We start from the raw sequence: 23,555 nt of genomic DNA on the forward strand, positions 1-23,555 counted from the left end.
CTACGTCTGTTGCTGTTCGTACGAATCGGCGGGACGCAGCGCAACATGAGCAGACAGGAATAGGCTTCCCGCGAGATGGACGAACCGGCCTTCGCCGTACCGGGATTCCAGCTGCAGCAGCAGCTGGGACGAGGTGGATTCGGCGTCGTGTACCTGGCCACGGCGGACCGGTTGGATCGGCCGTTGGCCCTCAAGGTGCTGCACCGTGTCCTCGACGACGAGGCCGTGCATCGCGTGGCCGCAGAGGTGCAGGTCATGGGCACCCTCGCCTGGCACCCCGCCATCGTCGCCATCATCGACGCGGGCGACGTCGGGGGACAGCCGTGGATCGCGATGGAGTACCTGGCGCGCGGGTCGCTCGGGGACCTGATGCGACGGGAGGGTGCGCAGCCCGTCGACATGGTGACCGCGGCCGGCATCCAGGCCGCGACGGGCCTGCAGGTAGCGCACAACGCCGGGCTGCTGCACCGTGACGTCAAGCCCGACAACCTGCTCATCGCCGATGACGGACAGGTCAAGGTGTCGGACTTCGGGGTGGCCCTGGCGGCAGGGGCGGCTGGCCTGCGGCGGGGCACCACGGGCACGATCGCCTACAGCGCGCCGGAGCTGCTGGCTGGCGCAGGGGCCTCCACGGCGTCGGATGTCTACGCCCTCGGCGCCACCCTGTTCGCCCTGCTGACGGGCCAGCCCGCGTTCCACCGTGACACCGACGAGTCGCCGGCGGCCATGATGCTGCGCGCCCACCGCGACCCCGTGCCCGACCTTGCCGAGCAGGGGTTTCCGCCGCCGGTCGCGCGTGTGCTGCGCCGAGCGATGGCCAAGGCGCCGTCGGATCGGCCGGCCCGGGCCGAGGACCTCGCCCGCGAGCTGCAGTCCGCGCGACAGGAGCTGGGCCTCGCCGCCGTCCCCATCATCACGGCGGGCCGTCCGGCGCCGGCGTCGCCGTCGGGGTTGCCCGCACCGGCTGCCGGGTTGCCCGACCAGCCACCGGCCGAGGCGCGACGGAAGGCCCAGCGGCTGCAGCGCATCGCGGGTGGGCTGGGTGCGGCGGCGGCGGCGCTGGTGGCCCTGACCTTCGTCGCCACGTCCACGTTCACCGGTGGAGGCGATCCGGAGGGCGACAGCGCCGCCGTCCCGGACGCCGCACCCACCCAGCTCGACGAGGCACCGGACGCCGAGGAGCTGCCCGACCTTCCCCAGACCGGCCCCCAGCCCGGCGACCCCGAGGACGACACCGGCGATGACGCGGCCGAGGCGCCGCCGGTGACCGCCACCCTCGAGCCCGCGCCGGCGCCGACCCCCGCCCCGCCCCCCGCCCCCGCCCCTCCTCCCGCGCTGCCGCCCCTGCCGACGACTGGGGATCCGGTCGCCGTTGCCGCCGTCCCGTTCGAGGGGACCGCAACCGCGCTGGCCAGCGACGGCGACGTCGTCTGGGTGTCGACCGCAACGGAGATCGTCCGGCTGGCCGACGGGGAACGGACGGCCACGCCGGTCGCCGACATCACCGGCCTGGCGGTCAGCGGCGACCTGCTGGCGGTCCGCCTGCCGAACGGCGTGCAGGTCCTCGACGCCACCACCCTGCGGCCGGTCGGTGACATCGTCGCCGGCGCGGTCGACGTCAGCCCGACCGCTGACGGGTTCCTCCTCGCCGACCGGCAGGGGGTGGCCCGGTGGGCGGACGGGCAGGTCGAGCGGCTGGTGGACCTGCCCGGCGCTGTCCAGGTCGACAGCGCAGACGAGACGATCGTCGCCGCCACCGCCGACGGCACCGTCATCCGCGTGACCGACGGCATCGTCGATCAGCTGGAGGAGGTCAGCGGCACCCCCGTCGAGCTGGTCACCGCGGGTCCCGACCGCGTGGCCGTCCTGACCGGCGACGGCCTGCTCCACGACCTGGTCCCCGGCGGCCCGGTGGTCACCACCGACGTCGACGACGTGGCCGGGACCACCGACGGACGGCTGTGGGCGGTGGTCGACGGCAGGCTGCTGCTCCTCTTCCCTGACGGAGCCACCACCGCGGTCGACACCGTCGGCGACGTCACCCGCCTGGCAACCACCGGTGCGGGCGTGGTCGTTGCCGAGCCCGATGTGGCCCTCGTGGAGCTGATCCGGTGACGCGACGAGTCGGCGGGACCACGACGCGCTAGCGTCAGCGCTGCCATGCACGAGATCCCCGGATACAGCCAGCTCGAGCCGATCGGCTCGGGCGGGACGGCGACGGTCTACCGGGCCACGCAGGAGAGCATCGGTCGCGAGGTGGCGATCAAGGTCCTGGCCGCCCCGGCGCTGGACGCCCGCACCGAGAAGCGGTTCACCCGCGAGTCCCAGGCGCTCGGTGCGCTCGGCTGGCACCCCAACATCGTGGTGCTCTTCGACGCCGGTCAGACCCCTCGGGGCGTTCCGTACATCGCGATGGAGTACCTGGGCGGTGGGGCGCTCGGCGGTGACTCGCCGATGACCGCGGCTGAGACCGCCAGCGTCGGCATCCGGATCGCCGGGGCGCTGCACTGCGCCCACGAAGCCGGGGTGCTGCACCGGGACGTCAAGCCGGCCAACATCCTCCGCAGCGTGTTCGGCGAGGTGAAGCTGGCGGACTTCGGCATCTCCGGCCTGGTCGACGCCACCCACACCACCGGGGGAGGGATGACGCTGGCCCACGTCTCACCCGAGGTCGTGGAGGGCGGAACCGCCACCGTCGCCTCCGACGTGTACTCCCTGGCCTCGACCCTGTTCGAGCTGCTGGCCGGTCACGCGCCGTTCGTCGAGGGTGACGCCGCCGAGCAGCCGATCGCCATGCTCCTGCGGATCATCGATGCACCGGCACCCGACCTCCGTACCCGCGGGGTGCCCGACCAGCTGGTCCGCGTGATCGAGCAGGGGCTGGCCAAGGACCCTGCCGCGCGGCCGACCGCCGAGTCGTTCGGCCGCATGCTGGTGGACGTCGAGCAGGCCCTGGGCTGGTCGACCACGACCCTGCCGATCGCCACACCCCGGACCGGCCCGCCACCCCCGACCCACGAACGCCGGATGATCGACACGACGCTGGAGTCCGGCCCCCCGCCCCTCCCCCCGACCTGACTCCCTCGGCGGGCGCGTGTCGGCTGGGCCGGCCCACCCCCGCGTGTCGGCTGGGTCGCAAGGGGGTCGACTGGTCCGCCACGCCTCTCGTGTGTGTCGGCACAGTCGCCTTGATGTCAACCGGTGGGTGCAACAACTTGGGCGAGTTGGGCGGCTGGTGAACCGCACCGGGTCTGCCGGAGGCTCCAGTCCTTGAGAGGATGGAGTCATGAGCAAGCGATCAGGTCCGTACCCAGAGTCGGTGCGGGAGGAAGCGGTGAGGCTGTTTCGAGCCCACCGCGCGGAGTACGACTCGGAGTGGGCGGCGATGAAGTCGATCGCTGCCAAGTTCGGCGCGACGGCTGAGACGGTGCGGCTGTGGGTCCGCCAGGCCGATGTCGATGACGGTGTCGTTGATGGTGTGTCGAGGGAGGAACGGCAACGCATCAAGGAACTGGAACGGGAGAACCGTGAGCTCCGCCGGGCCAACGAAATCCTCAAGGCAGCATCGGTTTTCTTTGCAGCGGAGCTCGACCCGCGACCGAAGCGATGATCGCCTTCATCGATGCCCACCGGCACCGCGTCACCACCGACGGGATGGTGTGGGGAGTCGAGCCGATCTGTGCGCAGCTGCAGATCGCCCCCTCCACCTACTACGCCCACGCCACCAAGGCCCCCTCGGCCCGTCAGGTCCGCGACGCACAGCTGTCTGCTGACATCCGACGGGTCCACGCCGAGCACTACGGCGTCTACGGCGTCCGCAAGGTCTGGCTGCAGTTGAACCGCGAGGGCATCGCGGTGGCCCGCTGCACCGTGCAACGGCTGATGGCAGACCTGGGACTGCGTGGCGTCCGGCGTGGCGGCTGGAAGACGACCACGATCCCTGATCCTGCCGCGGCTGATCGTCAGGACCTGGTGGACCGCGACTTCACCGCCGAGTCACCCAACGAGCTGTGGGTCGCTGACTTGACCTACATCCGGCTGATCACCGGCGCGTTCGTGTATGCCGCGTTCGTCATCGACGTGTTCTCCCGCGCGATCGTGGGCTGGCAGGTCGCCACCACGATGCACACCGACATCGCCATCGATGCCCTTGATGCCGCGGTTGCCCGTCGTGCTGACGTGGCCGGCGTGGTCGTTCACACCGACCGCGGGTCGCAATATGTCGCGGTGCGCTACACCGAGCGGCTGGCCGAAGCTGGCGCGGTTGCATCGGTTGGATCTCGCGGCGATTCCTACGACAACGCCCTGGCCGAGACCACCATCGGGTTGGTCAAGACCGAGCTGATCCACCGCCACCGGTGGCGCTCCGCCGCCGACGTGGAGTTCGCCCTCCTCACCTACGTGGAGTGGTTCAACACCCGGCGGCTGCACCACCGCCTCGGTGGCATCCCGCCCGCAGAGTTCGAAGCCGCCTACTACGCTGACCGTGGCCAACTAGAACTGGCACTACCCAACTGAGCGAGCCTCCGAAGAAGCCGGTGCGGTTCATGGGGTCTTCCAGCCGAGGGTTTGTCGGGGGCGGGTGTTGAGGCTCTCGGCGAAGTCGTTGAGGTTCGCTTGGGTGTGGACTGACAGGTCGGTGCCCTTGGGCATGTACTGGCGCAGCAACCCGTTGGTGTTCTCGTTGGAACCGCGTTGCCAGGGCGAGTGGGGGTCGCAGAAGTAGACGGGCACGTCGGTGTCGATGGTGAACTGGACGTGCTCGGCCATCTCGATGCCCTGGTCCCAGGTGATGGACCGCCGCAGGTGCTCGGGCAGCCCGGTGATCGCGGTGGTCATGGCATCGCGCACCGTCGCGGCGGTCCGGTCGCCATCGAGGTGCATCAGCATCACGTAGCGCGTGGAGCGCTCCACAAGGGTGCCCACCGCGGACTTGCCGTCCTTGCCGATGATCAGGTCGCCCTCCCAGTGACCGGGCACGGCACGGTCCTCCACCTCCGCGGGCCGCTCGCTGATCATCACCATGTCGTGCATGCGTGGCCGGGGAGACCGACCGGAGGGGACCCGCTTGGCCCGACCGGTCCGCAGGCACGACGTCAGCTCGCGTCGCAGCTCGCCCCGCCCCTGGACGTACAGCGACTTGTAGATCGTCTCGTGTGACACCGTCATCGACTCATCGTCGCCGAACCGCTCCTTGAGATCTGCCGCGATCTGCTGGGGCGACCACAGTCTGCGCAGGCCGTGCTCGACGAGGCCGGCCAGCTCCGCGCAGCTGGCGAGCTTGGTCGGCTTGGCCCGCCGTGCCTGCTCGTGGGCACGCTTGTGGGCAAGCATCGGCCGGTAGGCCTCACGGCCACCGTTGCGGTCCACCTCGCGCCACACCGAGGACTTGTGCCGGCCGACCCGATCGGCGATGGCCTGATAGGTCTCGCCCCGACCGATCCCCAACCGGATCTCCACCCGATCATCAAGCGACAACCGGTGCGGTGAGGGATCAGTCGCAAGCTCTGCCCGCAACACCCCACCAAACGGCTTGAGCACGTTGAGGAAGCTGCCCACGGAGATGTCGACCTCCTCAAGGATCTGCCGGCGGCCCTGACCGGCTCGTGCCCGACGGATCACCTCCGCCCGCACCTCATCAGGCAACCGCAACCACCGCTTCTCACCCTTGGCCCTCGACATCACCATGACCTACCGCCTCCACCTCGAAGTGTCGTGTTGCAACGAAGTCTTGAGGCTGCCCGCGAGGGGGTCGACTGGTCCGACACGCCTCGGATGTGTGTCGGCTGGGTCGCGAGGGGGTCGACTGGGGCGACACGCCGCCCGGGTTTACAGGTCGTAGGCCTCGGCGAGCTCGGGGTCGCGGGCGGACAGCTCGCGAGCAAGCTCGAGCACGACGCGGCACTGCTTCACGCTGGCGTCGTCCTCCATCTTGCCGTCCAGCATGATGGCGCCCGTGCCGTCGCCCATGGCGTCGACGACCCGCTTGGCGTGGGCGACGTCGGCCGGGTCGGGGGAGAAGACCGTCTTGGCGATGCCGATCTGGACGGGGTGCAGCGACCACGCGCCGACGCAGCCCAGCAGGTAGGCGTTGCGGAACTGGTCCTCGCACGCCTGGGTGTCCTTGATGTCACCGAACGGGCCGTAGAACGGCAGGATGCCGTGGGTGACACACGCGTCGACCATCCGGGCGATCGTGTAGTGCCACAGGTCCTGCTGGAAGGTGGCGCGCGCGGCCTCGGGGTTGTCGGCGTCGGGGTCGGAACGGACCAGGTAGCCGGGGTGGCCACCGCCGACGCGGGTGGTCTTCATCCGCCGGTTGGCGGCCAGGTCGGCCGGGCCGAGCGACAGGCCCTGCATGCGCGGCGACGCGCCGCAGATCTCCTCGACGTTGGCCACACCACGGGCGGTCTCCAGGATCGCGTGGACCTGCAGTGGGGTGTCGAGACCTGCCTTGGCCTCCAGCTGCGCCAGCAGCCGGTCGACGTAGTGGATGTCCTCCGGGCCCTCGACCTTGGGGACCATGATGACGTCCAGCGCCTCACCGGCCTCCAGCACCGCCGCGGTCAGGTCGTCCAGGCACCAGGGCGAGTCGAGGGAGTTGATGCGGGTCCAGAACTGCGTCTCGCCGAAGTCGTTGTCCTGCGCGACGCGGACCATGCCGGCCCGCGCGGCGTCCTTGTCGGTGGCGGGGACGCCGTCCTCGAGGTTGGCCAGCAGCACGTCGACCGTCGGGATGATGTCGGGGACCTTGGCCACCATCTTGTCCACCGACGGCGGGAAGAAGTGGATCATCCGGGAGGGACGAACGGGGATCTCGCGCAGCGGCTCGGGGGCGCCGACGGCGAGCGGGCGGAAGAAGTCCTTGGGAGGGCGCATGCCGATCACGCTAGGCACACGCCCGCGGTGTCGCCAAACCAGCCTGGTGTCACGAAGGGGTTCGGCGCCACCAACGCGCCCTCACTCGCTGTCGAGCTCCATGGAGACGGAGTTCATGCAGTAGCGCAGGCCGCCCGGGCCGGGGCCGTCGGGGAAGACGTGGCCGAGGTGGCCGCCGCAGCGCGCGCAGACCGCCTCGGTACGGACCATGCCGAGCGACCGGTCGGTCCGTTCCTCCACGGCGTCGGGGCTGATCGGTTCGGTGAACGACGGCCAGCCGCTGCCGGAGTCGTACTTGGTGTCGGAGCGGAACAGCTCCGCACCGCACCCCGCGCAGCGGTACACGCCCGGGTCCTTGACGTCCCAGTAGGCACCGGTGAAGGCCCGCTCGGTTCCGGCGCCGCGCAGCACCTGGTACTGCTCGGGGGTCAGCCGGCGTCGCCACTCCTCGTCGGTGAGCTCGACACGCTGGCCCGGGCCGGCCTGCTCGGTGCTCGTCGGATCGACATCGGTCATGGGATGCTCCTCGCTGATGGACGAGTGTGGGAGACCACACGGTACGAGCGTGACCGTCTGCCACCATGACGAAACGATGACACGACTTGACCCGGAGGAGGGCGGTGCGGTGGGTGACGCGGCCGAGCCGGACGGCCACGGGCCGGAGGACTTCACCGCTTCGGTGCGGCGTGTGGTCGCCAGCCTGCGCCCCGGCGAGTGCGCCAGCTACGGCGAGGTCGCCGAGGAGGCCGGCCGTCCAGGGGCCGCCCGAGGCGTCGGTCGTGTCCTCCGCGAGTCCGACGGGTTGCCCTGGTGGCGGGTGATCCGGGCCGACGGGACGCTGGCCAAGGGGGACGACCAGGCTCGTCGGTTGGTGGCGGAGGGGGTCGCTATAGTCAACGGACGAGTTCGACCGGCGGGTCGCTGACGCGGCGTCTCTCCCCCCGCCCGATCGGGTCGAACGGGTGTGCGCGATGGACTCCTTGGCGTTGTTCGACGATGACATGCAGGTCGCCGAGGCGGCCGTGCCGGTGCTCCCGGTCACCGACACCGTGATCCCGCGTCGGACGCCGATCGCCCGCAAGGCTGCCGACATCCCGCTCGGCCCGACGGTCCTCGCCGTCGACGGCAACTCCCTGGCCCATCGCGGCTACCACGCCTATGCCGGCCGACGCGACGACGGCGACCTCGTCGGCGCCGGCCTGTACGGCTTCCTGGCGCTCCTGGCGGCCGTGGTCGACATCGTCCGTCCCGCCTCCACCGTCATCGGGTTCGACTGCCGCAAGCGGTCGGTCCGCAAGGAGGCATGGCCGGCCTACAAGGGACAGCGGCCCGACAAGCCCGATGCGCTGGACGCGCTGCTGGACGAGATCCCCCTTGCCCTCGACGCGCTCGGTGCCTGCGTGGTGACCCACGAGGGCTACGAGGCCGACGACGTCTGCGGCTCGGTGGCGGCCAGCGCGGAGGTGGCGAACCGTCGCTGCGTCGTGGCCACGTCGGACCGGGACGCCTTCTCCCTGGTCAGCGACGCCACCTCGGTGCTGCGCATCCGCTCGGGCATGCACCGTGCCCAACGCATGGACACCACCCGTTACCGCCGCGAGCTCGGGATCGCGCCCGGCCAGTACACCGAGTTCGCCGCGCTGCGCGGGGACACCAGCGACAACCTCCCCGGCATCAACGGCATCGGCCCCAAGCGGGCCAAGGACCTGCTGAACCGGTTCGAGACCGTCGAGCAGGCCGTTGCCGACCCGATGGGCTGCCGCAGCGTGCTCGGCCCCGAGGTCGGACAGGTCCTCATCGACGACCTCGCCTCGGAGGAGTCGGTGTTCCACCGCAACATCGACCTGATGACGATCCACCGGCACCTCGGGGTCGACCTCGACGCCGGGGTCGCCGCCACACCGACCACGACGATCGAGTCCTACCTCCGTGGCCGTCGCCTCGGTGGGCTCGTCGAGCGCATGGTCCTCTGCTTCGGCACCGTGCACAGCGGCCAGGCCCCGCCGCCGCTGGACGACGACGACGCGCCGCCGCTGCCGATCTGAGGCGCCGCCTGCATCGGTTGTCCACGAGCCCCGTCGATTCGTGCCCCCGCCGTTCGTCGACCTCGGTACAACCAGTCCGGTAGCTCGACAACCGACGAGGAGCTGAGGATCGATGACGTTCAGTGGGTGGCCCGAATCGCTGGTGACGTTCTACTCCGAGCTGGAGGTGAACAACACCAAGGGCTTCTGGGAGGCCAACAAGGACGTCTACGACCACGACGTGCGCGCGCCGATGGAGGCGCTGGTGGCCGAGCTGGAGGAGGAGTTCGGAGCGGCCAAGATCTTCCGGCCCTACCGCGACGTCCGCTTCAGCAAGGACAAGACCCCCTACAAGACCCAGGTCGCAGCGGCGTTCCACACCGCGGACGGGGGCGGCTTCTACGTCAGGGCGTCCGCCGACGGGCTCGGGGCGGGCGGGGGGTACTACCAGCTCGCCCGGGACCAGCTCGAGCGCCTTCGGACCGCCGCGGCGGACGAGGTGACGGGGGAGGAGCTCGCCTCGCTCCTGCGCACCACCGCCGGGAAGAAGGGGTACGAGGTGCACAGCGAGATGCTCAAGACGGCCCCCCGCGGCTGGGACCGCGACCATCCCAGGATCGACCTCCTGCGACGCAAGAACCTCACCTGGATGCGCGAGGCCGCACCAGGCCCGACGGTCCACACCCGCCGGGCCGTGCGGTTCGTCCGCGACACCTTCGTGCACGGGGCGCCGTTGCTGGCGTGGCTGGACCGCCATGTCGGGCCGTCGACCGAACCCCGTCGCCGCTAGACCCCGACCCTCCCCGGACGGTCCCCACCCCGGGCGACCCAGCTCGAGACGTCCTGCACCGTGTGGCTCTAGGCTCGCCTTCCCGACTGAGTCAGGAGCCCGACCGATGGAGCCATCCGATGCGCGTGCGGACCCCTCGCCGCGTGTTCGTGATCGCTCCAGGGTGCTGCTGGTCGAGGACAGCCTGACCGACGCCGCCATCGCCCATGGGATGCTCCCGGATGACCGGTTCGAGGTCGAGATCGCCACCAGCCTGTCGGAGGCCATGGACCTGCTCGAGTGGTCCCTCGACTTCGACGTCGGGATGGTCGACCTGCACCTGCCCGATGCCCGGGCGCTCGACGCGCCACGCCGGCTCCTGGCGCACCCCAACGTGCCGCCGCTGGTGGTCGTGTCGGGCAGCATCGACGATCGACTCGTCCGCGAGTCCCTTCGCCTGGGCGTTGACGACGTGCTCGACAAGGTGCATGTCACCACGCCGCAGGTCCTGGCCCGCGTGCTGTCCCATGCCGTCGAACGAGCCGCGTTCCGGACGGCGCTGGAGGCCCAGAACCGGGCGATCCTCGGCGGCAACACCCAGCTGCGCAAGATGGTCGAGCAGATCGCCCACGACCTGCGGAACCCGATGGTGGCGATGCGGGGCTACGCCAAGGCGCTGGACCGCGACGAGATCGACGAGGAGGTCCGCCAGCGCCTCCGTCACGAGCTCGCGGCGGTCGCAGACCGATCGCTGCTGGCCCTCGACGCCATGCTCGTCGACATCGCCGACACGAGCGGGCGAAGCCGGATCAACGTCACCGAGATGGTGGCGTGGGCCCACGACATGCTCCACGAGGACTTCGTCGAGTCGGGTGCGTCGATCATGCTGGAGGACCTGCCCGACGTCTGGGGCCAGCCGGCGTCGTTGCGGCAGGTCGTGCTCAACGTCCTCCATAACGCCATCCGACACTGCACCCCGGGGACGCAGCCGAGGATCCGCGTCCGTGCCGAGCTGGTACCGGACGGCGAACGAATCGTCTTCTCCGACAACGGGCCGGGCGTGCCCCGGGCGCAGCTGGAAACGATCTTCGGCCTCGGCGAGCGCCCCCCGGCCATGCCGGGACACGCAGCGCTCGGACTGGCGTCGGTCAGGGGGGTGATGACCCGGCACAACGGCACCGTCATCGCCAGGAACAACGACCGGGGTGGACTCGACATCGTCCTCACGTTCCCCCGTCGCCGTCCCGGTGAGGGCGATGCCCGAGCGTGAGCCCGCAACCGAGGGGGTTCACAGGAACCGCCGGGATGACTACTGTCTGCCGAGATGCGTCACTCAGCCCAGGTCGACCTGATCCACCGCTTCCTGAAGCTGCGGGCCGACCGCACCACCGACATGGCACCCGACACCCGCCACCACGACGTGGGCGTCTACGTCGACGAGGGACGAGCAACCGCCGAGCGGGCGTTGCTGTTCCGGGGCCGGCCGCTGGTGGCCGCGCTGTCGGGCGACCTGCCCGACACCGGTGACTGCGTGGCCGTCGACGTCGGCGACGTCCCGACCCTCCTCGTGCGGGGTGAGGACGGCCAGGTCCGCGCGTTCCTCAACGCCTGCCGCCACCGAGGGTCGCGTGTTGCCGAGGGGCACGGCCACGCCGGCCGCGTGTTCACCTGTCCGTACCACGCCTGGACCTATGACCTGCACGGTGACCTCCTCGGCCAGCCGCTGGCCCGCGACGGCTTCGCGGGGGAAGATCGCGAGGCGCTGGGGCTGCATCCGATCCCCGTCGCCGAGGTCGCCGGCCTGCTGGTCGTCGCCCCCGGCGCGACCGGCCCGCTGGACGTCGAGGACTGGCTCGGCGGGGTCCACGACGAGCTCGCCAGCTGGGACTTCGACCGCTACCGCTTCTTCGACGAGCGGGTCGTGGAGGTGGACTGCAACTGGAAGCTGGCCTACGACACCTTCCTCGAGGCGTATCACATCTTCTCCTTGCACAGCCGCACCGTGGGGAAGGGGCTGCTGTCGACCCCCGCCGTGGGTGACACCTTCGGCCCGCACGGCCGTGGGGTGGTGTTCGGCAAGCAGCTCGCACGCACCGTCGCCGAGCTGCCCGAGGACGAGTGGGACCTGCTCGGCCACTCCTCGGTCGTCTACCAGCTGTTCCCCAACGCCGTCATCAACCTGCCGAGCTCGGGCCACGCGGAGGTGTGGCAGGCTTATCCGCACCCCAGCGACCCGTCCCGTTGCCGCGTGCACCTGCGGTTCTACACCCCCGACGGGATCCCGGAGGGTCCGGAGGGCGACCGCTCCAGGGCGTTCTTCCAGCGCAACCTGGACTTCACCGCAGAGGTCGTGCTGACCGAGGACTTCCAGCAGCAGGAGGCCATCCAGCGCAACATCGCCTCGGGCCTGATGCACGAGATGGTCTTCGGTCGCAACGAGCCAGCCCTGCAGAACTTCCACGCGAGCATCGACGCCGTCCTGGCACGCGAGGCAGCCGAGTGACCGGGGCACGAGGTGTGTCCGGGGCCGGCCGTCTCGGACTGCCGGCCCCGGGTGCCCACCCCACGACCAAGATGTCGCGCTACTCGGAGCGGAGCAAGTGGAACCTGCTCCGAATCCGATAGTCTCGCCACGCATGGGTGGGCGTGGGGCAGCTGGTGGGTCACGGACCGAGGCGACGCGCCGACGCATCCTCGACGCGGCCGAGGAGGAGTGGGCCCGGCTCGACAACGTCGCATCGTCCAGGGGCGAATGGCCCACCGTGGCCATGTCGGCGCTCGCCAAGCGGGCCGGTGTGGCCCAGTCGACGGTGTACGAGCACTTCCACTCCCAGGGCGTGCTCGCCGCCAGCGTCCTGCGACGGCTTGCCGGCCCTGGCGTCTTCGACTGGGCGGACACCGCCGCCACGGCGATGTCGGGCATCGATGCGGTCGGCGAGCTCGTCCGGCGCACGGCCGACCTGTTCGTACGAAACCGGGCGCTGGCGTCCACCGTCCTGGCTGCTGCCGCCTCCTACACCTTCCGGCACGGCCCGCCGGCCGACGACGCGGAGGACCCCCGACGGGTCTTCGACCTGCCGAAGGTGCTCGCCGACCACCTCCAACGGGCGGTGGTCGACGGCGACGTTCGTGATGACGTCGACCCCAGTGATGCCGCCGCAAGCATCTTCAACCTCCTCCTGCTGCGCGTGATGAGCCGGCCGCACGAGGCCGCAGGGCCCACCGCAGATCACGTGCTGGGGCTGACCCTGCACGGACTCGTCCCGCGCTAGGTCAGCGGGCCCGCCGACTGGGTCCCATCGGCGACCACGGCCCTGCTGGAGGAGTTGGTCGGGGTATAGGGTGACGGCCACCGTTCGGGCCGAAAGGGTTGTGCATGTACGACTACGTGATCGTCGGCGCGGGGTCTGCTGGTTGTGTGCTGGCCGGTCGCCTCAGCGAAGACGAGGACGCGAGGGTGCTGCTGCTCGAGGCAGGTGGGCCCGATACCAACGCCAACCTGCACATCCCCGCGGCGTTCCCCAGCCTGTACCGCTCGCGCTGGGACTGGAACTTCGACACCGAACCCCAGAAGCACGTGCTGGACCGCCGGGTCTACTGGCCCCGCGGCAAGGTCCTCGGCGGGTCGTCCTCGATCAACGCCATGATCTACATCCGGGGCCATCGCGGCGACTACGACCGCTGGCGCGACCACTGGGGGTGCAAGGGCTGGGGCTACGACGACGTCCTGCCGTACTTCGTTCGCAGCGAGGACAACGCCTCCAAGCACGACCGGTTCCACGGGAGTGGCGGCCCCCTGCACGTCAGCGACCAGGTGTCGCCACGCCCCATGACCCCGGCGTTCCTGCAGGCGGCCGCCGACGCGGGCCTGCCGCTGAACGACGACTTCAACGGCGCGGAGCAGGAGGGGATCGGCATGTACCAGCTGACCCAGCACCGCGGCCGACGGTGGAGCGCCGCCGACGCCTTCCTGGCCCCGGCGCGGGATCGTCCGAACCTGGAGGTCTGGACCGACGCTCCCGTGAACCGGGTGACGTTCGACGGCGCGCGTGCCACGGGCGTGGAGGTGCGTCGGCAGGGGCGGGTCGAACACGTCGAGGCACGGGAGGTCATCCTCGCCAGCGGTGCCATCGGTTCGCCACAGCTGCTGATGCTCTCGGGCGTCGGTCCGGCCCATCACCTGGTCGACGTGGGCGTCCCCGTCGTCGCGGACCACCCGGGGGTCGGGCAGAACCTGCAGGACCACGTGATGGCCGGCCCGATCTTCGCCGCACCGGGCGGCAGCCTCTTCGGGGCCGATGCGCCCCACCACCTGGCCAACTTCCTGCTGCGCGGCAAGGGGCCGCTGACCAGCAACGTCGCAGAGGCCGGCGGGTTCATCCGCACCGACCCGTCGTTGTCGATGCCCGACGTCCAGCTGCACTTCGCCCCGGCGGTCTTCGCCGACGAGGGGTTGCGCGAACCCGACGGCCATGGCCTGACGTGCTCGTCCGGGTTGCTGCGCCCGAGGTCGGTCGGCCACATCCAGCTGAAGGGTCCGGACCCACGGTGGGCACCGATCATCGAACCCAACTACCTCGACGACCCCAGCGACTTCGAGACGTTGATGGCCGGCTGGCACATGATCCACGACGTCCTGACGCAACCCGCGCTCAACCGGTTCCGGGCCAACCGCATCATCCCGCCGCCGAGCGCCACCAGCGAGGACGACATCCGCCAGGCGACGCTGCAGCAGCTGCAGACGATCTACCACCCGGTCGGCACCTGCGCGATGGGCACCCACGAGGACGCGGTCGTCGACCCCGACCAGCTGCGCGTCAACGGGCTCGACGGCCTGCGCGTCGTCGACGCCAGCGTCATGCCCGACCTGATCGGCGGCAACACCAACGCGCCGACCATCATGATCGCCGAGAAGGCCGTGGACGCCATCCGCGGCGCCGCCTGACCCGAACACCCGACAGACCCCTCCTACCGAAAGTTCCCCATGACGCTCGCGGCCCGTGTCCTCCTCGTCGGATCGCTGCTGCTGGGGGGCATGGTTGCCGTCCCAGCAGCTGCGCAGGAGCCCGCGGCCGAGGTGGACGTGGTCAACGTCGCGTTCGAACCCGCCGATGTCACCATCGAGCTCGGTGAGGTGGTCCGCTGGACGTTCGTGGAGGGCACCCACACCGTCACCGCCGACGACGGCCGGTTCGACTCGGGGACCCAGACCTCCAACACGACCTACGACGTGACCTTCAACGCCACGGGCACCTTCGAGTACTACTGCAGGATCCACTCCACACCCGACGGCGACCGCCAGAACGGCACCGTCACGGTCGTCGATCAGGGGGAGGGGCCGGTCGACCCCGAGCCGACGGAACCGCCGGCCACCGACCCGCCGAGCGAGCCGCCGACCGACGGGCCGCTGGACGGCACCGACCCGGTCGCCACTGCGCTGGCGTGGAGCGCGCGCCTGCCCGACGGCGGCGCGACCACGGCCTTCGTGGGGACCGCGGGCGGCTTCGCGGACTCCCTCGCGTCGGGCACGGGGCAGGGCCTGCTGGATGCGCCGTTGCTGCTGACGCCGCGCGACACCCTCGACCCGCGGGTCGCCGACGAGCTGCAGCGGTTGGGCGTCACCCGGGTGATCGTCCTCGGCCTCGAGGCGGCCGTCAGCACCGACGTCGAGCAGGCGCTCGGTGACGTCGTGGAGACCGTCGAGCGGGCCGGTGGCCCGAGCAGGCTGGAGACCGCCCGGGCAGTCGCCGACCTCGTCCTCAGCGACACGATTCCCGAGGTCCTGCTGGCCCGTGCGTTCGGTGAGGGGTCGGCGGCCTTCGCCGACTCGCTCGGGGCCGGGGCGCTGGGTGCGGCCCAGGGGATGCCCGTGCTGCTGGTCGGTGACACCGTCGACGACGGACTTCGGACGTGGCTGGTCGAGCACGGAGTCGAACGGATCACCATCATCGGCGGAACCGCCGCCGTGCCCGCCGCGGTCGAGGAGGACCTGGCCGCAACCCATACCGTCTTCCGGGCGGAAGGGCCCACCCGCACCGCCACGGCGGCGTCGTTCATCGGGGCGTTCCCGGATTCCGTCGGGGTCGCCGTGGTCGAGGGATTCGGCGACACGGCATGGGCCAGCGGGTTCGCCGCCGCGCTGCACGCGCCGGGTGGCCTGGTGCTGGCCGACGGTGGCCGTGCGGCCCTGCCCGGTGACACCGTCGAGGTGCTGTTCCGCCGGGGCCCCGTGATCTGCGGACCGACGCTGACCACCGACCTGTGCGGCCAGGCCACGGCAGCCAACGGGCGGACGAACCTCGCCGAACCCCTGATGGCCGTCATGGACGTCGACCAGGAGGTCCAGACCGACCCGAGCACACCGGCAGCCTCCGGCGTCGCCCGCATGTGGCGCTCCGACGCCGGCGCGGATGCGCTGTGCGTGGATGCCGAGGTGTGGGACCTGTCCGGCCCGATCGTCGCGGCCCACGTGCACCTCGCCCCACCCGGTGAGCCCGGTCCGGTCGCCGTGCCCGTCAACCTCGAGCCGGTCGCCGGCCAAGACGGCCGGGTGGTCGGCTGCACCAGGGGTGGGGACGAGCAGGCCGCCGCGGTTGCCGCGCTCGTCGCGGACCCCGCTGCCCATTACCTGAACGTGCACACCGAGCTGAACCCCGCCGGGGAGATCCGCGGGCAGGTGTTCCTCCCTCGAGCGACATCCTTCGCGGCCCTCTTCGGCGCCAACGAGGTGCCGGGCCCGGGGCACCCCGACGCCACGGGATCCTTCACCCTGTACGACACCGGCATCGCCGACGAGCTGTGCTACGCCATCGAATGGGAGGGGCTGGAGACGCCCGTGGTCGGCGCACACATCCACGCCGGGTCGGCCACCGAGTCCGGTGGGGTCGTGCATCCCATCGCGCTGGGGGTCGGCAGCAGCTCGGCCCGGTGCGACGGCGACGTCGATCCGGCCGTTCGCCAGGCGATCCTGGACGACCCTGCCGGCCACTACGCCAACGTCCACACCGAGGACTTCCCGGACGGGGCCATCCGCGGGCAGCTCACCTGATGCCACGGTGGCGGCTGGCCCTGCTGCTGGGTCCGGGACTGCTCGTCGGGGGTGCCATCGGCAACGTCGTCGGGGTCGTCGGGGCCCGTCGCACGGCACGACGGCTGCGGCTGCCCCACGAGCTGGACGGGTTGGTGCAGCCCCTCGACGCCGCGACCGATGCCGAGCCCCTCCGCCTGCTGACCCTCGGAGACAGCGCCATGGCCGGTGACGGCATCCAGGACCCCGACCTGACGCTGCCCCGACAGGTCGCATCACAGCTGGCGGCCGCCACCACCCGGTCCGTGGTCGTCGAGCAACGGGCCGTCAGCGGACACACGACCGTCGACGTCGCCGGCCAGCTGGTCCCGCCACCACAGCCAGCCCCCGACGTGATCGTGGTCTCCGCCGGGGTCAACGACGGGCTGAAGCGACGGCCGTTGCAGACCATCCGGCAGGACACCGTCGACATGGTCCGGGCCATCCGCGCGGCCGCCCCCGACGCCCGCATCGTCCTCGTCGGTGCCCCGGACCTGCGGTACGCCCCTGCGTTGCCGCAGCCACTCCGACGGCTGGTCGGCTGGTTGACCGGCAGGGTCGGACGCGCGCAGGCCGGGTGGCTGGCCGAGCACGGTGTGGACGTGGTCGAGATCGGGACGCCCGCCAGCGACTTCGGCCCCGACGGATTCCACCCCGGACCGACCGCCACGCCCACGATCGCCGGATGGATCGTGGACCGGCTCACCTGAGGGTGGGCCGTCGGCGGTATCGTGCCCGCCGTGGCGTACCCCAAGAAGCTCCTGAACGACAACGAGTCCGTGGTGCTGGACCTGAACCCGCACTGGCGGATCTTCCTCGGGCCCTTCGCCCTGCTGGTGATCGCCCTGGCGCTGGTCGTCGTCGTGGTCGTGGTCGTGGACCAAGTCGACACCGTGTTCGAGATCGCCTCGGCGATTCCGCTGGCCCTCGCCCTCGTCTGGTTCGTGTGGCGTTGGATCGTGTGGCGCAGCACCCACTTCGTGCTGACCACGGACCGGGTCATCTACCGCTCCGGAGTGGTGTCCAAGCAGGGCCAGAACATCCCGTTGGAGCGCATCACCAACGTGGCGTTCAGCCAGACCGTCGTCGAACGCATGCTGCGCGTCGGTGACCTGCGCATCGAGTCCGCGGGCGAGACCGGCAACCAGGCGTTCTCCGACGTGCTCAACCCCTCGATCGTGGAGAACCGCATCTACTCCGAGATCGAGAAGGCCAAGGAGCGCGACGACATGCGCGCCGCACGCGCGGGCGTCTCGGTGGCCGACGAGCTGACGAAGTTCGAGCGGCTTCGTGCCCAGGGGACGATTTCCGAGGAGGAGTTCCAGGCCCAGAAAGCCCGTCTGCTGGGCCAGTAACGGGTCAGCGACCGCCGGGGGTCGGCGTCAGCGTGGCCGGCGCGGGTAGTACCGGGGGGCCAGCTCGACCTGCATCCGCACGCCGGTGGAGTGCCACAGCTCCGGGCCCTCCTCGGCGGTGTGGGGAAGGAAGCCGCGATACCACAACGAGACGTCGGCCCCCTCCAGCGGGGCCCCGTCGTTGTAGCCGAGGTCGACCAGCGCGGGGAGACGCCATGCCCCCTGCTCGCGGCTGTCGACCACGCGGCCCGACACCACGTTGGTCGTGTACAGCTCCTCCGGCACGACCTGACCGGCCACGTTCCACGAGCCGTCGTCGAACGCCAGGCGAACCGTGTCACCCGTCACCGTGTCGGTCACGGCCCACTCGTGGTCGACCGCAGTATCGGCCGGGGCGTCGAACTCGCTGTCCAGCACCTCCAGCTCCCCCGACGGCAGCCGGCGGGTGATCACGTCGTCCTCCGGGCCGGCCAGGTCCACGTCGAACCGCCAGAACGGGTAGTGCACGTGGTCGAACTCGCACTGCAGGCCCTTGGCGAAGGTGTGGGCGTCCAGCTGCCCGTCCGCGGACAGGTACCAGCTCTGGTACAGCACGTAGTTGCCCAGCGTGTCGAGGATCCCGAACTCCAGCCAGGTCTCCCCGAGCTGCTCGAACTCGCGGATCACGACCTCGGCGTCGTCGGCCCAGTACACCGGGGTCAGCCCGCCGGTCAGCCCCAGGCGGTCCACGAACGGCCCGCAGGTGTCCTCCGGCCGGGTCCCCGGCGGGTGGTCGTAGAACACCGTCATGGCCGGCATGCTGACCCGGTCGAAGACCGGGATGCCCTGGTAGGTGACGGAGGACAACGAGATGCCGTCGTCGCGGCCGCTGAGGTCGAAGTCCAGCGACCACCCGTTCCAGTCGCGGTGCCCACGGTGCTCCACCGCGTCCACCCCGGCGCTGCGCGGTGACGGGGCGGCACTCGTGCCGTCCTGGGGAGCAGCCTCCACCCGCGATCGGGTCACCGTCCCCGAGGTCAGGTCGACCCACGCCACCAGCTCCGGACGGGAGTCGACGTCGGCGTGGAAGGTCGTGTAGGCCATGCGTGTGGGGTACGGCCGACCGTCGGACCGCAGCGCATGGATCGTGTAGCCCTGCAGGTCCGTGACCCGCGTGTACCCCTCGGCCAGCCAGTGGTCGCGGGAGATGTCCACGGCGCGGAGGCGTTCCTCGGCGGTCATCGGTGGCTGCCACTCCTCCGCCGGGATCGACTCCACGGCAACGACCGTGTTGTCGACGACCGTGGCCAGCACCGACGCGGCCACGTCGTGGCCGTACAGCGTGACGACCAGTGCCCCCGGCACCTCGCCCTTCACCCCGACGGCCTCGGTTCCGACGACCTGAACCCGGTCGCCCGCCGCAGCACGGACCTGCGGGTCATCGAGTGCGACCCCCACCGCCGACGGGTCCGGGTCCCCGGCGCGGACTTCGGCTGCGTCCGACGCCAGCAACCGGACGTTCGTGGCATCCCTGGGCTGGGGTGGGAACCCCTCGGACTGGTCGGTGAACCGGCTGTGCTCGTCGTGCCGACCCGGGGTCGGCGGCTCCGACGCGGTTGCCAGACCCGTCGCCACGACCAGCGCCCCGACGAGCACGCCCGTGGAGACGCGGCGGCGTGTCCGCTGGCCATGCCTCCGAGTCATGCAGGCGCCTTTCGGGATCGTGGACGACGCAGCGACCACCCTACGACGGACGGCCCAGAACGAAGCGGTGACAGCATGGCGAAGTGCGATGCACGACAGGACCCACCTGCGATACGTTTCCGCCTCCACATCGCCGCTGAGAGGGAGCGCGAAACATGTTGACCGGTGGGCAAGTAGTCGCGTTCTTGTTGTTCGACATCGCGGTGATCCTGGTCGCTGCCCGGTTGTGTGGCCTCGCCGCGAAGAAGGTCGGACAACCGGCTGTGGTGGGCGAGATCATCGCTGGTGTCCTCCTCGGCCCCAGCCTGCTCGGCCCGACCCTGTTCGGGCTGGATTCGCCGCCGGAGTTCCTGGCCTGTGGGGTGTCGCTGACCAACGCGGCCGGCGCGGCCATCGAGCCCGCCTCGATCACCTCCTGCCTGTTCCCCCCGCAGGCCCGTGCGGTCCTCAACGGGATCGGCCAGCTCGCCCTCCTGCTGTTCATGTTCCTCGTCGGCCTGGAGCTGGACTTCCGACTGCTGAAGGGCAAGGCGGCCCAGATCACCACGGTCGCCGTCGGCGTGGTCGCCGTGCCCGTCGCCATCGGGTTCCTGATCAGCCCGATCCTGTACAACGAGACCTTCGTCTTCGACGTCGACACGGTGTCGAGCACCGGGTTCGCCCTCTTCATCGGGGCGTTCATCTCCATCACCGCGCTGCCGGTCATGGCGCGCATCCTCCAGGAGAAGGGCCTGTCGGCCAGCCCGTTGGCCGCCATCGGGGTGGCCTCGGCCGCCGTGGTCACCGTGCTGATGTTCATGCTCGTGGCCGTCGCCGCGGGGGTCTCGGCCGGAACGTCGACCGGCACGCTGGCGGGGAAGATCGGCCTGGCCGTCCTGTACCTGGTCGTGATGATGGTGGTCGTGCGGCCGCTGCTGGAGCGGTACGTCGGCGAACCGTACGAAGCACGCGCCCAGAAGATCGGCCTGATCAACGCCAAGAAGACGTGGTCGGGAGTGGACGAGTTCGCGCCGGCAGGTGCCGGGGAGGCCCTGTCCCACGGGATGTTCGCCTGGATCCTCATCCTCGTGTTCGCGTCCGGGTGGGTCGCCCACATCCTCGGCATCAACGTCATCGTCGGCGGGTTCATGGCCGGATTGGTCCTGCCGGTTCGCCAGGGGTTGATCCGTGACATGACGGTGGAGCTGTTCGACACCGTCGCGGTCATCCTCCTGCCGATCTTCCTCGCGTTCGCCGGCCTCAACGCCGACTTCACCAAGCTGAGCGTCGACGCCATCCCGGGCCTGCTGGTGTTCGTGGTGGCCTGCATCGTGGCCAAGTGGGGTGGGGCGGCGGCGCTCGGCAAGGTCGCCGGCCTGTCGGGACGTGACAGCAACCTCCTGGGGATCCTGATGAACTGCCGAGGCCTCCTGCCGCTGGTGGTGGGGCTGGTCGGACTGCAGGGACAGGTCATCAGCCCGGTCATGAACGTCGCCGCCGTCACGATGGCCCTGATCACCACCGCGATGACCGGTCCGCTGTTCGACCGCTTCAACCGCGTGCCGTCCGAGGAGGTCGCGGTCTGACATGGCGACCCCCTCTCGCCGGTTCGTCACCGGTTTGTCCGCCCTTGAGGGCCACTCGCGTTCTATCTTTCGAGGCGTCTCCGCAGAGGGGCGACACACCGGCTGGAGAGAGGCAACTTCCAATGGTCGACGGTAGCGAAACGATCACCTTCAACCCGCAGAGCGGTCAGCCCGTCCAGGGCGGCGGGCCCGGCGGCGGTGACCTGACCGATCAGATGATCGCCACGGACTGGTGGACCGATCAGATGCTGGCCGATGCGGGCATCCCCATATACGACGTGCCGTTCGTCACGGTCGGCGGGGGCATCGGATCCTTCGTCATGGCCGACTACCTGCGGATCGCCGGGGTCCCGCTGGAGAACATCAAGGTCCTCACCAACATCGACCGGCCGTACCAGACGTATCAGTTCCTGTGCAAGAACTCACAGATTCCGTCGAAGGAGCGCTTGCGGTCGGACTCCGCCGCTACTCCGGACAACATCTGGGGGTTCCCCGGCTACGCGATCCGCGAGGGCTGGAACGACAAGAGCCTGCGGCCCTGGATCAACGTCTTCACCGAACCGGTGATCGACGACTTCTACACCCCGCGTGCCGGTGACGTGTTCACCTCCATGGACCGCGAGGCGGCCCGGATCCGCTGGCAGGGCATGCTCGCCAAGGGGCAGGTCCGCATGGTCCGCCGACGCCAGGAGGGCGGGTACTTCACGATCCTCACGCCGCCGACCGGCACGACCCGCACCAAGCGCATCGCCTACCGCAGCCACTTCGTGCACCTCTCCGTGGGCTACCCCGGCCTGCGGTACCTGCGCGACCTGCAGGCCTACCGCGAGACCTACGAGGACTACCGCACCGTCGTCAACGCCTACGAACCGCACGAGCACGTCTACGAGGACCTCAAGCGGCGGCCCGGTGTGGTCATGATCCGCGGTGCCGGGATCGTCGCCAGCCGCATCCTCCAGCGGCTCGTCGACGACCGCGACTACCACGGTGCACAGACCACGATCATGCACCTGTTCCGCACCTACCGGACGCAGCCGAAGATCGACAAGAAGTGGGGCGGCGGCAAGCAGGAGGTCCGGCACGGCTGGGCCTACCAGGGCTTCAACGTGACCAAGGCCTCCTGGGGTGGCCAGCACCGCTTCAAGCTGCTGGAGCTGGAAGGCCAGGAACGCAAGGACTTCATCGACTACATCGGTGGCGGCGCCCACACTCCGCGTCGCAAGGACTGGCGCGAGCAGATCGACCGCGGCCTCCAGCAGGGCTTCTACCGACAGCACGTCGGCACCGTCGACAAGGTCGTCCCCGGACCGGACGGCGAGTCGGTGGTCTCCACCGTCAAGGGGCAGGACGGGTCGGTCACCGACATCGCCGTGCGCTACATCATCGACTGCACCGGCCTGGTCGGTTCGCCTCGCGACCACCGTGTCCTGGCCGACCTGCTCGACCACGGCGGCGCCGGCGAGAACGTGATCGGCCGGCTGGACTGCGAGCCGAGCTTCGAGATCAGGGGCACCCGGTCGGGAGCCGGGAAGATGTATGCCGGTGGGGCGTCCACCGCAGGCTCCTACTACGGCGGTGTGGACTCCTTCCTCGGGTTGCAGTACACCGCCCAGCAGATCTACCTGGACCTCCAGAAGCAGGGGTTCTGCTCGCGGATCGGCCCGGGGCGCAGCTTCTCGCAGTGGCTCAAGTGGGCCCGGAACAAGACCATCTAGGAGGTCACGACCATGACTCCCACAATCAACGGCCGCATCCAGAGCAAGCTGTTCCTGCTGCTCGTCATCGGCCCCATCTGGAACGCCTTCCTCGTCCTGTTCTTCGACGGTGGCTGGCTGGACAACTGGTGGGCGACCATCCAGGTCCTGCTGTGGACCGCGGGCCTCGGCATCCTCTGGGAGCTGCTGTGGCACGCGCTGCAGCAGACGCGCTGGGAGAAGGACTGGCCCATCATGTTCGGGTTGTTCCAGTTCATCCCCGAGGGCGCGCTCGTCTTCTTCATCGTGTCCTCCAGCTTCCTCGGCCTGATCGCCGGCAGCGGCATGGGCGGCGGGGACAGCGGCGTGGGGACCGGACCGTTCCTCTGGTCGTTCATCACGACCGTGCTGGTCACGTGGACCTGGATCAACGGCCCGCACAGGATCTTCTTCATCAGGTGGCGCTTCGAGGGTGGCCGCTTTGTGTAGGGTCGCGGCCATCGTCCGGACCGCCACGGCG

Annotated in this window: 20 protein-coding genes; 16 read left to right on the plus strand and 4 right to left on the minus strand. The window is 70.3% G+C overall.

All coding sequences use genetic code 11. The features are described from left to right. Positions 1–75 precede the first annotated feature (75 nt). The 3 genes from DVS28_RS02415 (at position 76) to DVS28_RS02425 (ending at position 4,518) form a co-directional block, all read left to right on the plus strand. Positions 76–2,115 carry a serine/threonine-protein kinase gene (locus tag DVS28_RS02415; protein WP_114590038.1) on the plus strand — a complete coding sequence of 680 codons (2,040 nt, stop codon included), beginning with the start codon at positions 76–78 and terminating at the stop codon, positions 2,113–2,115. Between the two features lie 45 nt (positions 2,116–2,160). After that, complete coding sequence (locus DVS28_RS02420) at positions 2,161–3,078, plus strand: serine/threonine-protein kinase (RefSeq protein ID WP_114590039.1); 918 nt, start codon at positions 2,161–2,163, stop codon at positions 3,076–3,078. 208 nt (positions 3,079–3,286) lie between these two features. Continuing rightward, positions 3,287–4,518 (plus strand): IS3 family transposase gene (locus DVS28_RS02425; RefSeq protein ID WP_245973567.1). Its coding sequence is split into 2 segments (ribosomal slippage): positions 3,287–3,569 and positions 3,569–4,518, totalling 1,233 coding nucleotides; the frame shifts between segments, so codons are not numbered across the junction. Between the two features lie 27 nt (positions 4,519–4,545). Here DVS28_RS02425 and DVS28_RS02430 read toward each other — a convergent pair. The 3 genes from DVS28_RS02430 to msrB all read right to left on the minus strand — a co-directional run bounded on the left by DVS28_RS02430 (position 4,546) and on the right by msrB (position 7,395). Further along, on the minus strand, positions 4,546–5,688 hold the full coding sequence (locus DVS28_RS02430; RefSeq protein WP_216826346.1) for an IS30 family transposase: 1,143 nt from the start codon (positions 5,686–5,688) through the stop codon (positions 4,546–4,548). Positions 5,689–5,829: 141 nt separating this feature from the next. Then, positions 5,830–6,879, minus strand: coding sequence for an HpcH/HpaI aldolase/citrate lyase family protein (locus DVS28_RS02435; RefSeq protein ID WP_114593947.1), 1,050 nt, complete (start codon positions 6,877–6,879; stop codon positions 5,830–5,832). An 81-nt stretch (positions 6,880–6,960) separates the two neighbouring features. Then, on the minus strand, positions 6,961–7,395 hold the full coding sequence (gene msrB / locus DVS28_RS02440; RefSeq protein ID WP_114590040.1) for a peptide-methionine (R)-S-oxide reductase MsrB: 435 nt from the start codon (positions 7,393–7,395) through the stop codon (positions 6,961–6,963). 76 nt (positions 7,396–7,471) lie between these two features. Here msrB and DVS28_RS02445 point away from each other — a divergent pair, with 76 nt between their 5' ends. From DVS28_RS02445 to DVS28_RS02490, 10 genes are all read left to right on the plus strand, one after another. Continuing rightward, positions 7,472–7,804 (plus strand): MGMT family protein, encoded by a 333-nt coding sequence (locus tag DVS28_RS02445; protein ID WP_114593948.1) that lies wholly within the window; start codon positions 7,472–7,474, stop codon positions 7,802–7,804. A 46-nt stretch (positions 7,805–7,850) separates the two neighbouring features. Further along, positions 7,851–8,924 carry a 5'-3' exonuclease gene (locus DVS28_RS02450; protein WP_114590041.1) on the plus strand — a complete coding sequence of 358 codons (1,074 nt, stop codon included), beginning with the start codon at positions 7,851–7,853 and terminating at the stop codon, positions 8,922–8,924. A gap of 112 nt (positions 8,925–9,036) precedes the next feature. Next, positions 9,037–9,693 carry a DUF2461 domain-containing protein gene (locus DVS28_RS02455; RefSeq protein WP_114590042.1) on the plus strand — a complete coding sequence of 219 codons (657 nt, stop codon included), beginning with the start codon at positions 9,037–9,039 and terminating at the stop codon, positions 9,691–9,693. A gap of 106 nt (positions 9,694–9,799) precedes the next feature. After that, entirely contained in the window at positions 9,800–10,942 is a 1,143-nt protein-coding gene (locus DVS28_RS02460) for a hybrid sensor histidine kinase/response regulator (protein ID WP_164709838.1), read from the plus strand. 54 nt (positions 10,943–10,996) lie between these two features. Further along, positions 10,997–12,175, plus strand: coding sequence for an aromatic ring-hydroxylating oxygenase subunit alpha (locus DVS28_RS02465; protein WP_114590044.1), 1,179 nt, complete (start codon positions 10,997–10,999; stop codon positions 12,173–12,175). A 133-nt stretch (positions 12,176–12,308) separates the two neighbouring features. Next, the gene (locus DVS28_RS02470) at positions 12,309–12,944 is read left to right on the plus strand and encodes a TetR/AcrR family transcriptional regulator (protein ID WP_114590045.1); all 636 of its coding nucleotides are present in this window, start codon (positions 12,309–12,311) and stop codon (positions 12,942–12,944) included. Between the two features lie 104 nt (positions 12,945–13,048). Further along, positions 13,049–14,617 carry a GMC family oxidoreductase gene (locus tag DVS28_RS02475; protein WP_114590046.1) on the plus strand — a complete coding sequence of 523 codons (1,569 nt, stop codon included), beginning with the start codon at positions 13,049–13,051 and terminating at the stop codon, positions 14,615–14,617. 39 nt (positions 14,618–14,656) lie between these two features. Beyond that, positions 14,657–16,720 carry a CHRD domain-containing protein gene (locus DVS28_RS02480; RefSeq protein WP_114590047.1) on the plus strand — a complete coding sequence of 688 codons (2,064 nt, stop codon included), beginning with the start codon at positions 14,657–14,659 and terminating at the stop codon, positions 16,718–16,720. Beyond that, positions 16,720–17,448 carry an SGNH/GDSL hydrolase family protein gene (locus DVS28_RS02485; RefSeq protein ID WP_114590048.1) on the plus strand — a complete coding sequence of 243 codons (729 nt, stop codon included), beginning with the start codon at positions 16,720–16,722 and terminating at the stop codon, positions 17,446–17,448. The genes DVS28_RS02480 and DVS28_RS02485 overlap by 1 nt, the downstream gene beginning before the upstream one ends. Positions 17,449–17,478: 30 nt before the next feature. After that, a complete protein-coding gene (locus tag DVS28_RS02490) occupies positions 17,479–18,093 on the plus strand; it encodes a PH domain-containing protein (RefSeq protein ID WP_164709839.1) in 615 nt (204 codons plus the stop codon). Between the two features lie 27 nt (positions 18,094–18,120). On the opposite strand, the gene DVS28_RS02495 is transcribed toward DVS28_RS02490, so the two are convergent. Next, on the minus strand, positions 18,121–19,776 hold the full coding sequence (locus DVS28_RS02495) for a hypothetical protein (protein WP_114590050.1): 1,656 nt from the start codon (positions 19,774–19,776) through the stop codon (positions 18,121–18,123). A gap of 185 nt (positions 19,777–19,961) precedes the next feature. On the opposite strand from DVS28_RS02495, the gene DVS28_RS02500 reads away from it, so the two are divergent. The 3 genes from DVS28_RS02500 (at position 19,962) to DVS28_RS02510 (ending at position 23,524) form a co-directional block, all read left to right on the plus strand. Continuing rightward, entirely contained in the window at positions 19,962–21,341 is a 1,380-nt protein-coding gene (locus DVS28_RS02500; RefSeq protein WP_164709840.1) for a cation:proton antiporter, read from the plus strand. A 122-nt stretch (positions 21,342–21,463) separates the two neighbouring features. Continuing rightward, the gene (locus DVS28_RS02505; protein ID WP_216826347.1) at positions 21,464–23,056 is read left to right on the plus strand and encodes a hypothetical protein; all 1,593 of its coding nucleotides are present in this window, start codon (positions 21,464–21,466) and stop codon (positions 23,054–23,056) included. A gap of 12 nt (positions 23,057–23,068) precedes the next feature. Continuing rightward, complete coding sequence (locus DVS28_RS02510) at positions 23,069–23,524, plus strand: hypothetical protein (RefSeq protein ID WP_114590052.1); 456 nt, start codon at positions 23,069–23,071, stop codon at positions 23,522–23,524. Positions 23,525–23,555: the final 31 nt, after the last annotated feature.

It is taken from the genome of Euzebya pacifica (assembly GCF_003344865.1).
In the GTDB taxonomy this organism is placed as follows: domain Bacteria; phylum Actinomycetota; class Nitriliruptoria; order Euzebyales; family Euzebyaceae; genus Euzebya; species Euzebya pacifica.

What these genes read in the sequence shown, in the direction of transcription:
- DVS28_RS02495 (WP_114590050.1), bottom strand. Translation starts at nt 19,776, where the DNA reads ATGACTCGGAGGCATGGCCAGCGGACACGCCGCCGCGTCTCCACGGGC.
- DVS28_RS02465 (WP_114590044.1), top strand. Translation starts at nt 10,997, where the DNA reads ATGCGTCACTCAGCCCAGGTCGACCTGATCCACCGCTTCCTGAAGCTG.
- DVS28_RS02415 (WP_114590038.1), top strand. Translation starts at nt 76, where the DNA reads ATGGACGAACCGGCCTTCGCCGTACCGGGATTCCAGCTGCAGCAGCAG.
- DVS28_RS02455 (WP_114590042.1), top strand. Translation starts at nt 9,037, where the DNA reads ATGACGTTCAGTGGGTGGCCCGAATCGCTGGTGACGTTCTACTCCGAG.
- msrB (WP_114590040.1), bottom strand. Translation starts at nt 7,395, where the DNA reads ATGACCGATGTCGATCCGACGAGCACCGAGCAGGCCGGCCCGGGCCAG.
- DVS28_RS02445 (WP_114593948.1), top strand. Translation starts at nt 7,472, where the DNA reads ATGACACGACTTGACCCGGAGGAGGGCGGTGCGGTGGGTGACGCGGCC.
- DVS28_RS02470 (WP_114590045.1), top strand. Translation starts at nt 12,309, where the DNA reads ATGGGTGGGCGTGGGGCAGCTGGTGGGTCACGGACCGAGGCGACGCGC.
- DVS28_RS02450 (WP_114590041.1), top strand. Translation starts at nt 7,851, where the DNA reads ATGGACTCCTTGGCGTTGTTCGACGATGACATGCAGGTCGCCGAGGCG.
- DVS28_RS02460 (WP_164709838.1), top strand. Translation starts at nt 9,800, where the DNA reads ATGGAGCCATCCGATGCGCGTGCGGACCCCTCGCCGCGTGTTCGTGAT.
- DVS28_RS02505 (WP_216826347.1), top strand. Translation starts at nt 21,464, where the DNA reads ATGGTCGACGGTAGCGAAACGATCACCTTCAACCCGCAGAGCGGTCAG.
- DVS28_RS02485 (WP_114590048.1), top strand. Translation starts at nt 16,720, where the DNA reads ATGCCACGGTGGCGGCTGGCCCTGCTGCTGGGTCCGGGACTGCTCGTC.
- DVS28_RS02430 (WP_216826346.1), bottom strand. Translation starts at nt 5,688, where the DNA reads ATGGTGATGTCGAGGGCCAAGGGTGAGAAGCGGTGGTTGCGGTTGCCT.
- DVS28_RS02420 (WP_114590039.1), top strand. Translation starts at nt 2,161, where the DNA reads ATGCACGAGATCCCCGGATACAGCCAGCTCGAGCCGATCGGCTCGGGC.
- DVS28_RS02510 (WP_114590052.1), top strand. Translation starts at nt 23,069, where the DNA reads ATGACTCCCACAATCAACGGCCGCATCCAGAGCAAGCTGTTCCTGCTG.
- DVS28_RS02435 (WP_114593947.1), bottom strand. Translation starts at nt 6,879, where the DNA reads ATGCGCCCTCCCAAGGACTTCTTCCGCCCGCTCGCCGTCGGCGCCCCC.
- DVS28_RS02480 (WP_114590047.1), top strand. Translation starts at nt 14,657, where the DNA reads ATGACGCTCGCGGCCCGTGTCCTCCTCGTCGGATCGCTGCTGCTGGGG.
- DVS28_RS02475 (WP_114590046.1), top strand. Translation starts at nt 13,049, where the DNA reads ATGTACGACTACGTGATCGTCGGCGCGGGGTCTGCTGGTTGTGTGCTG.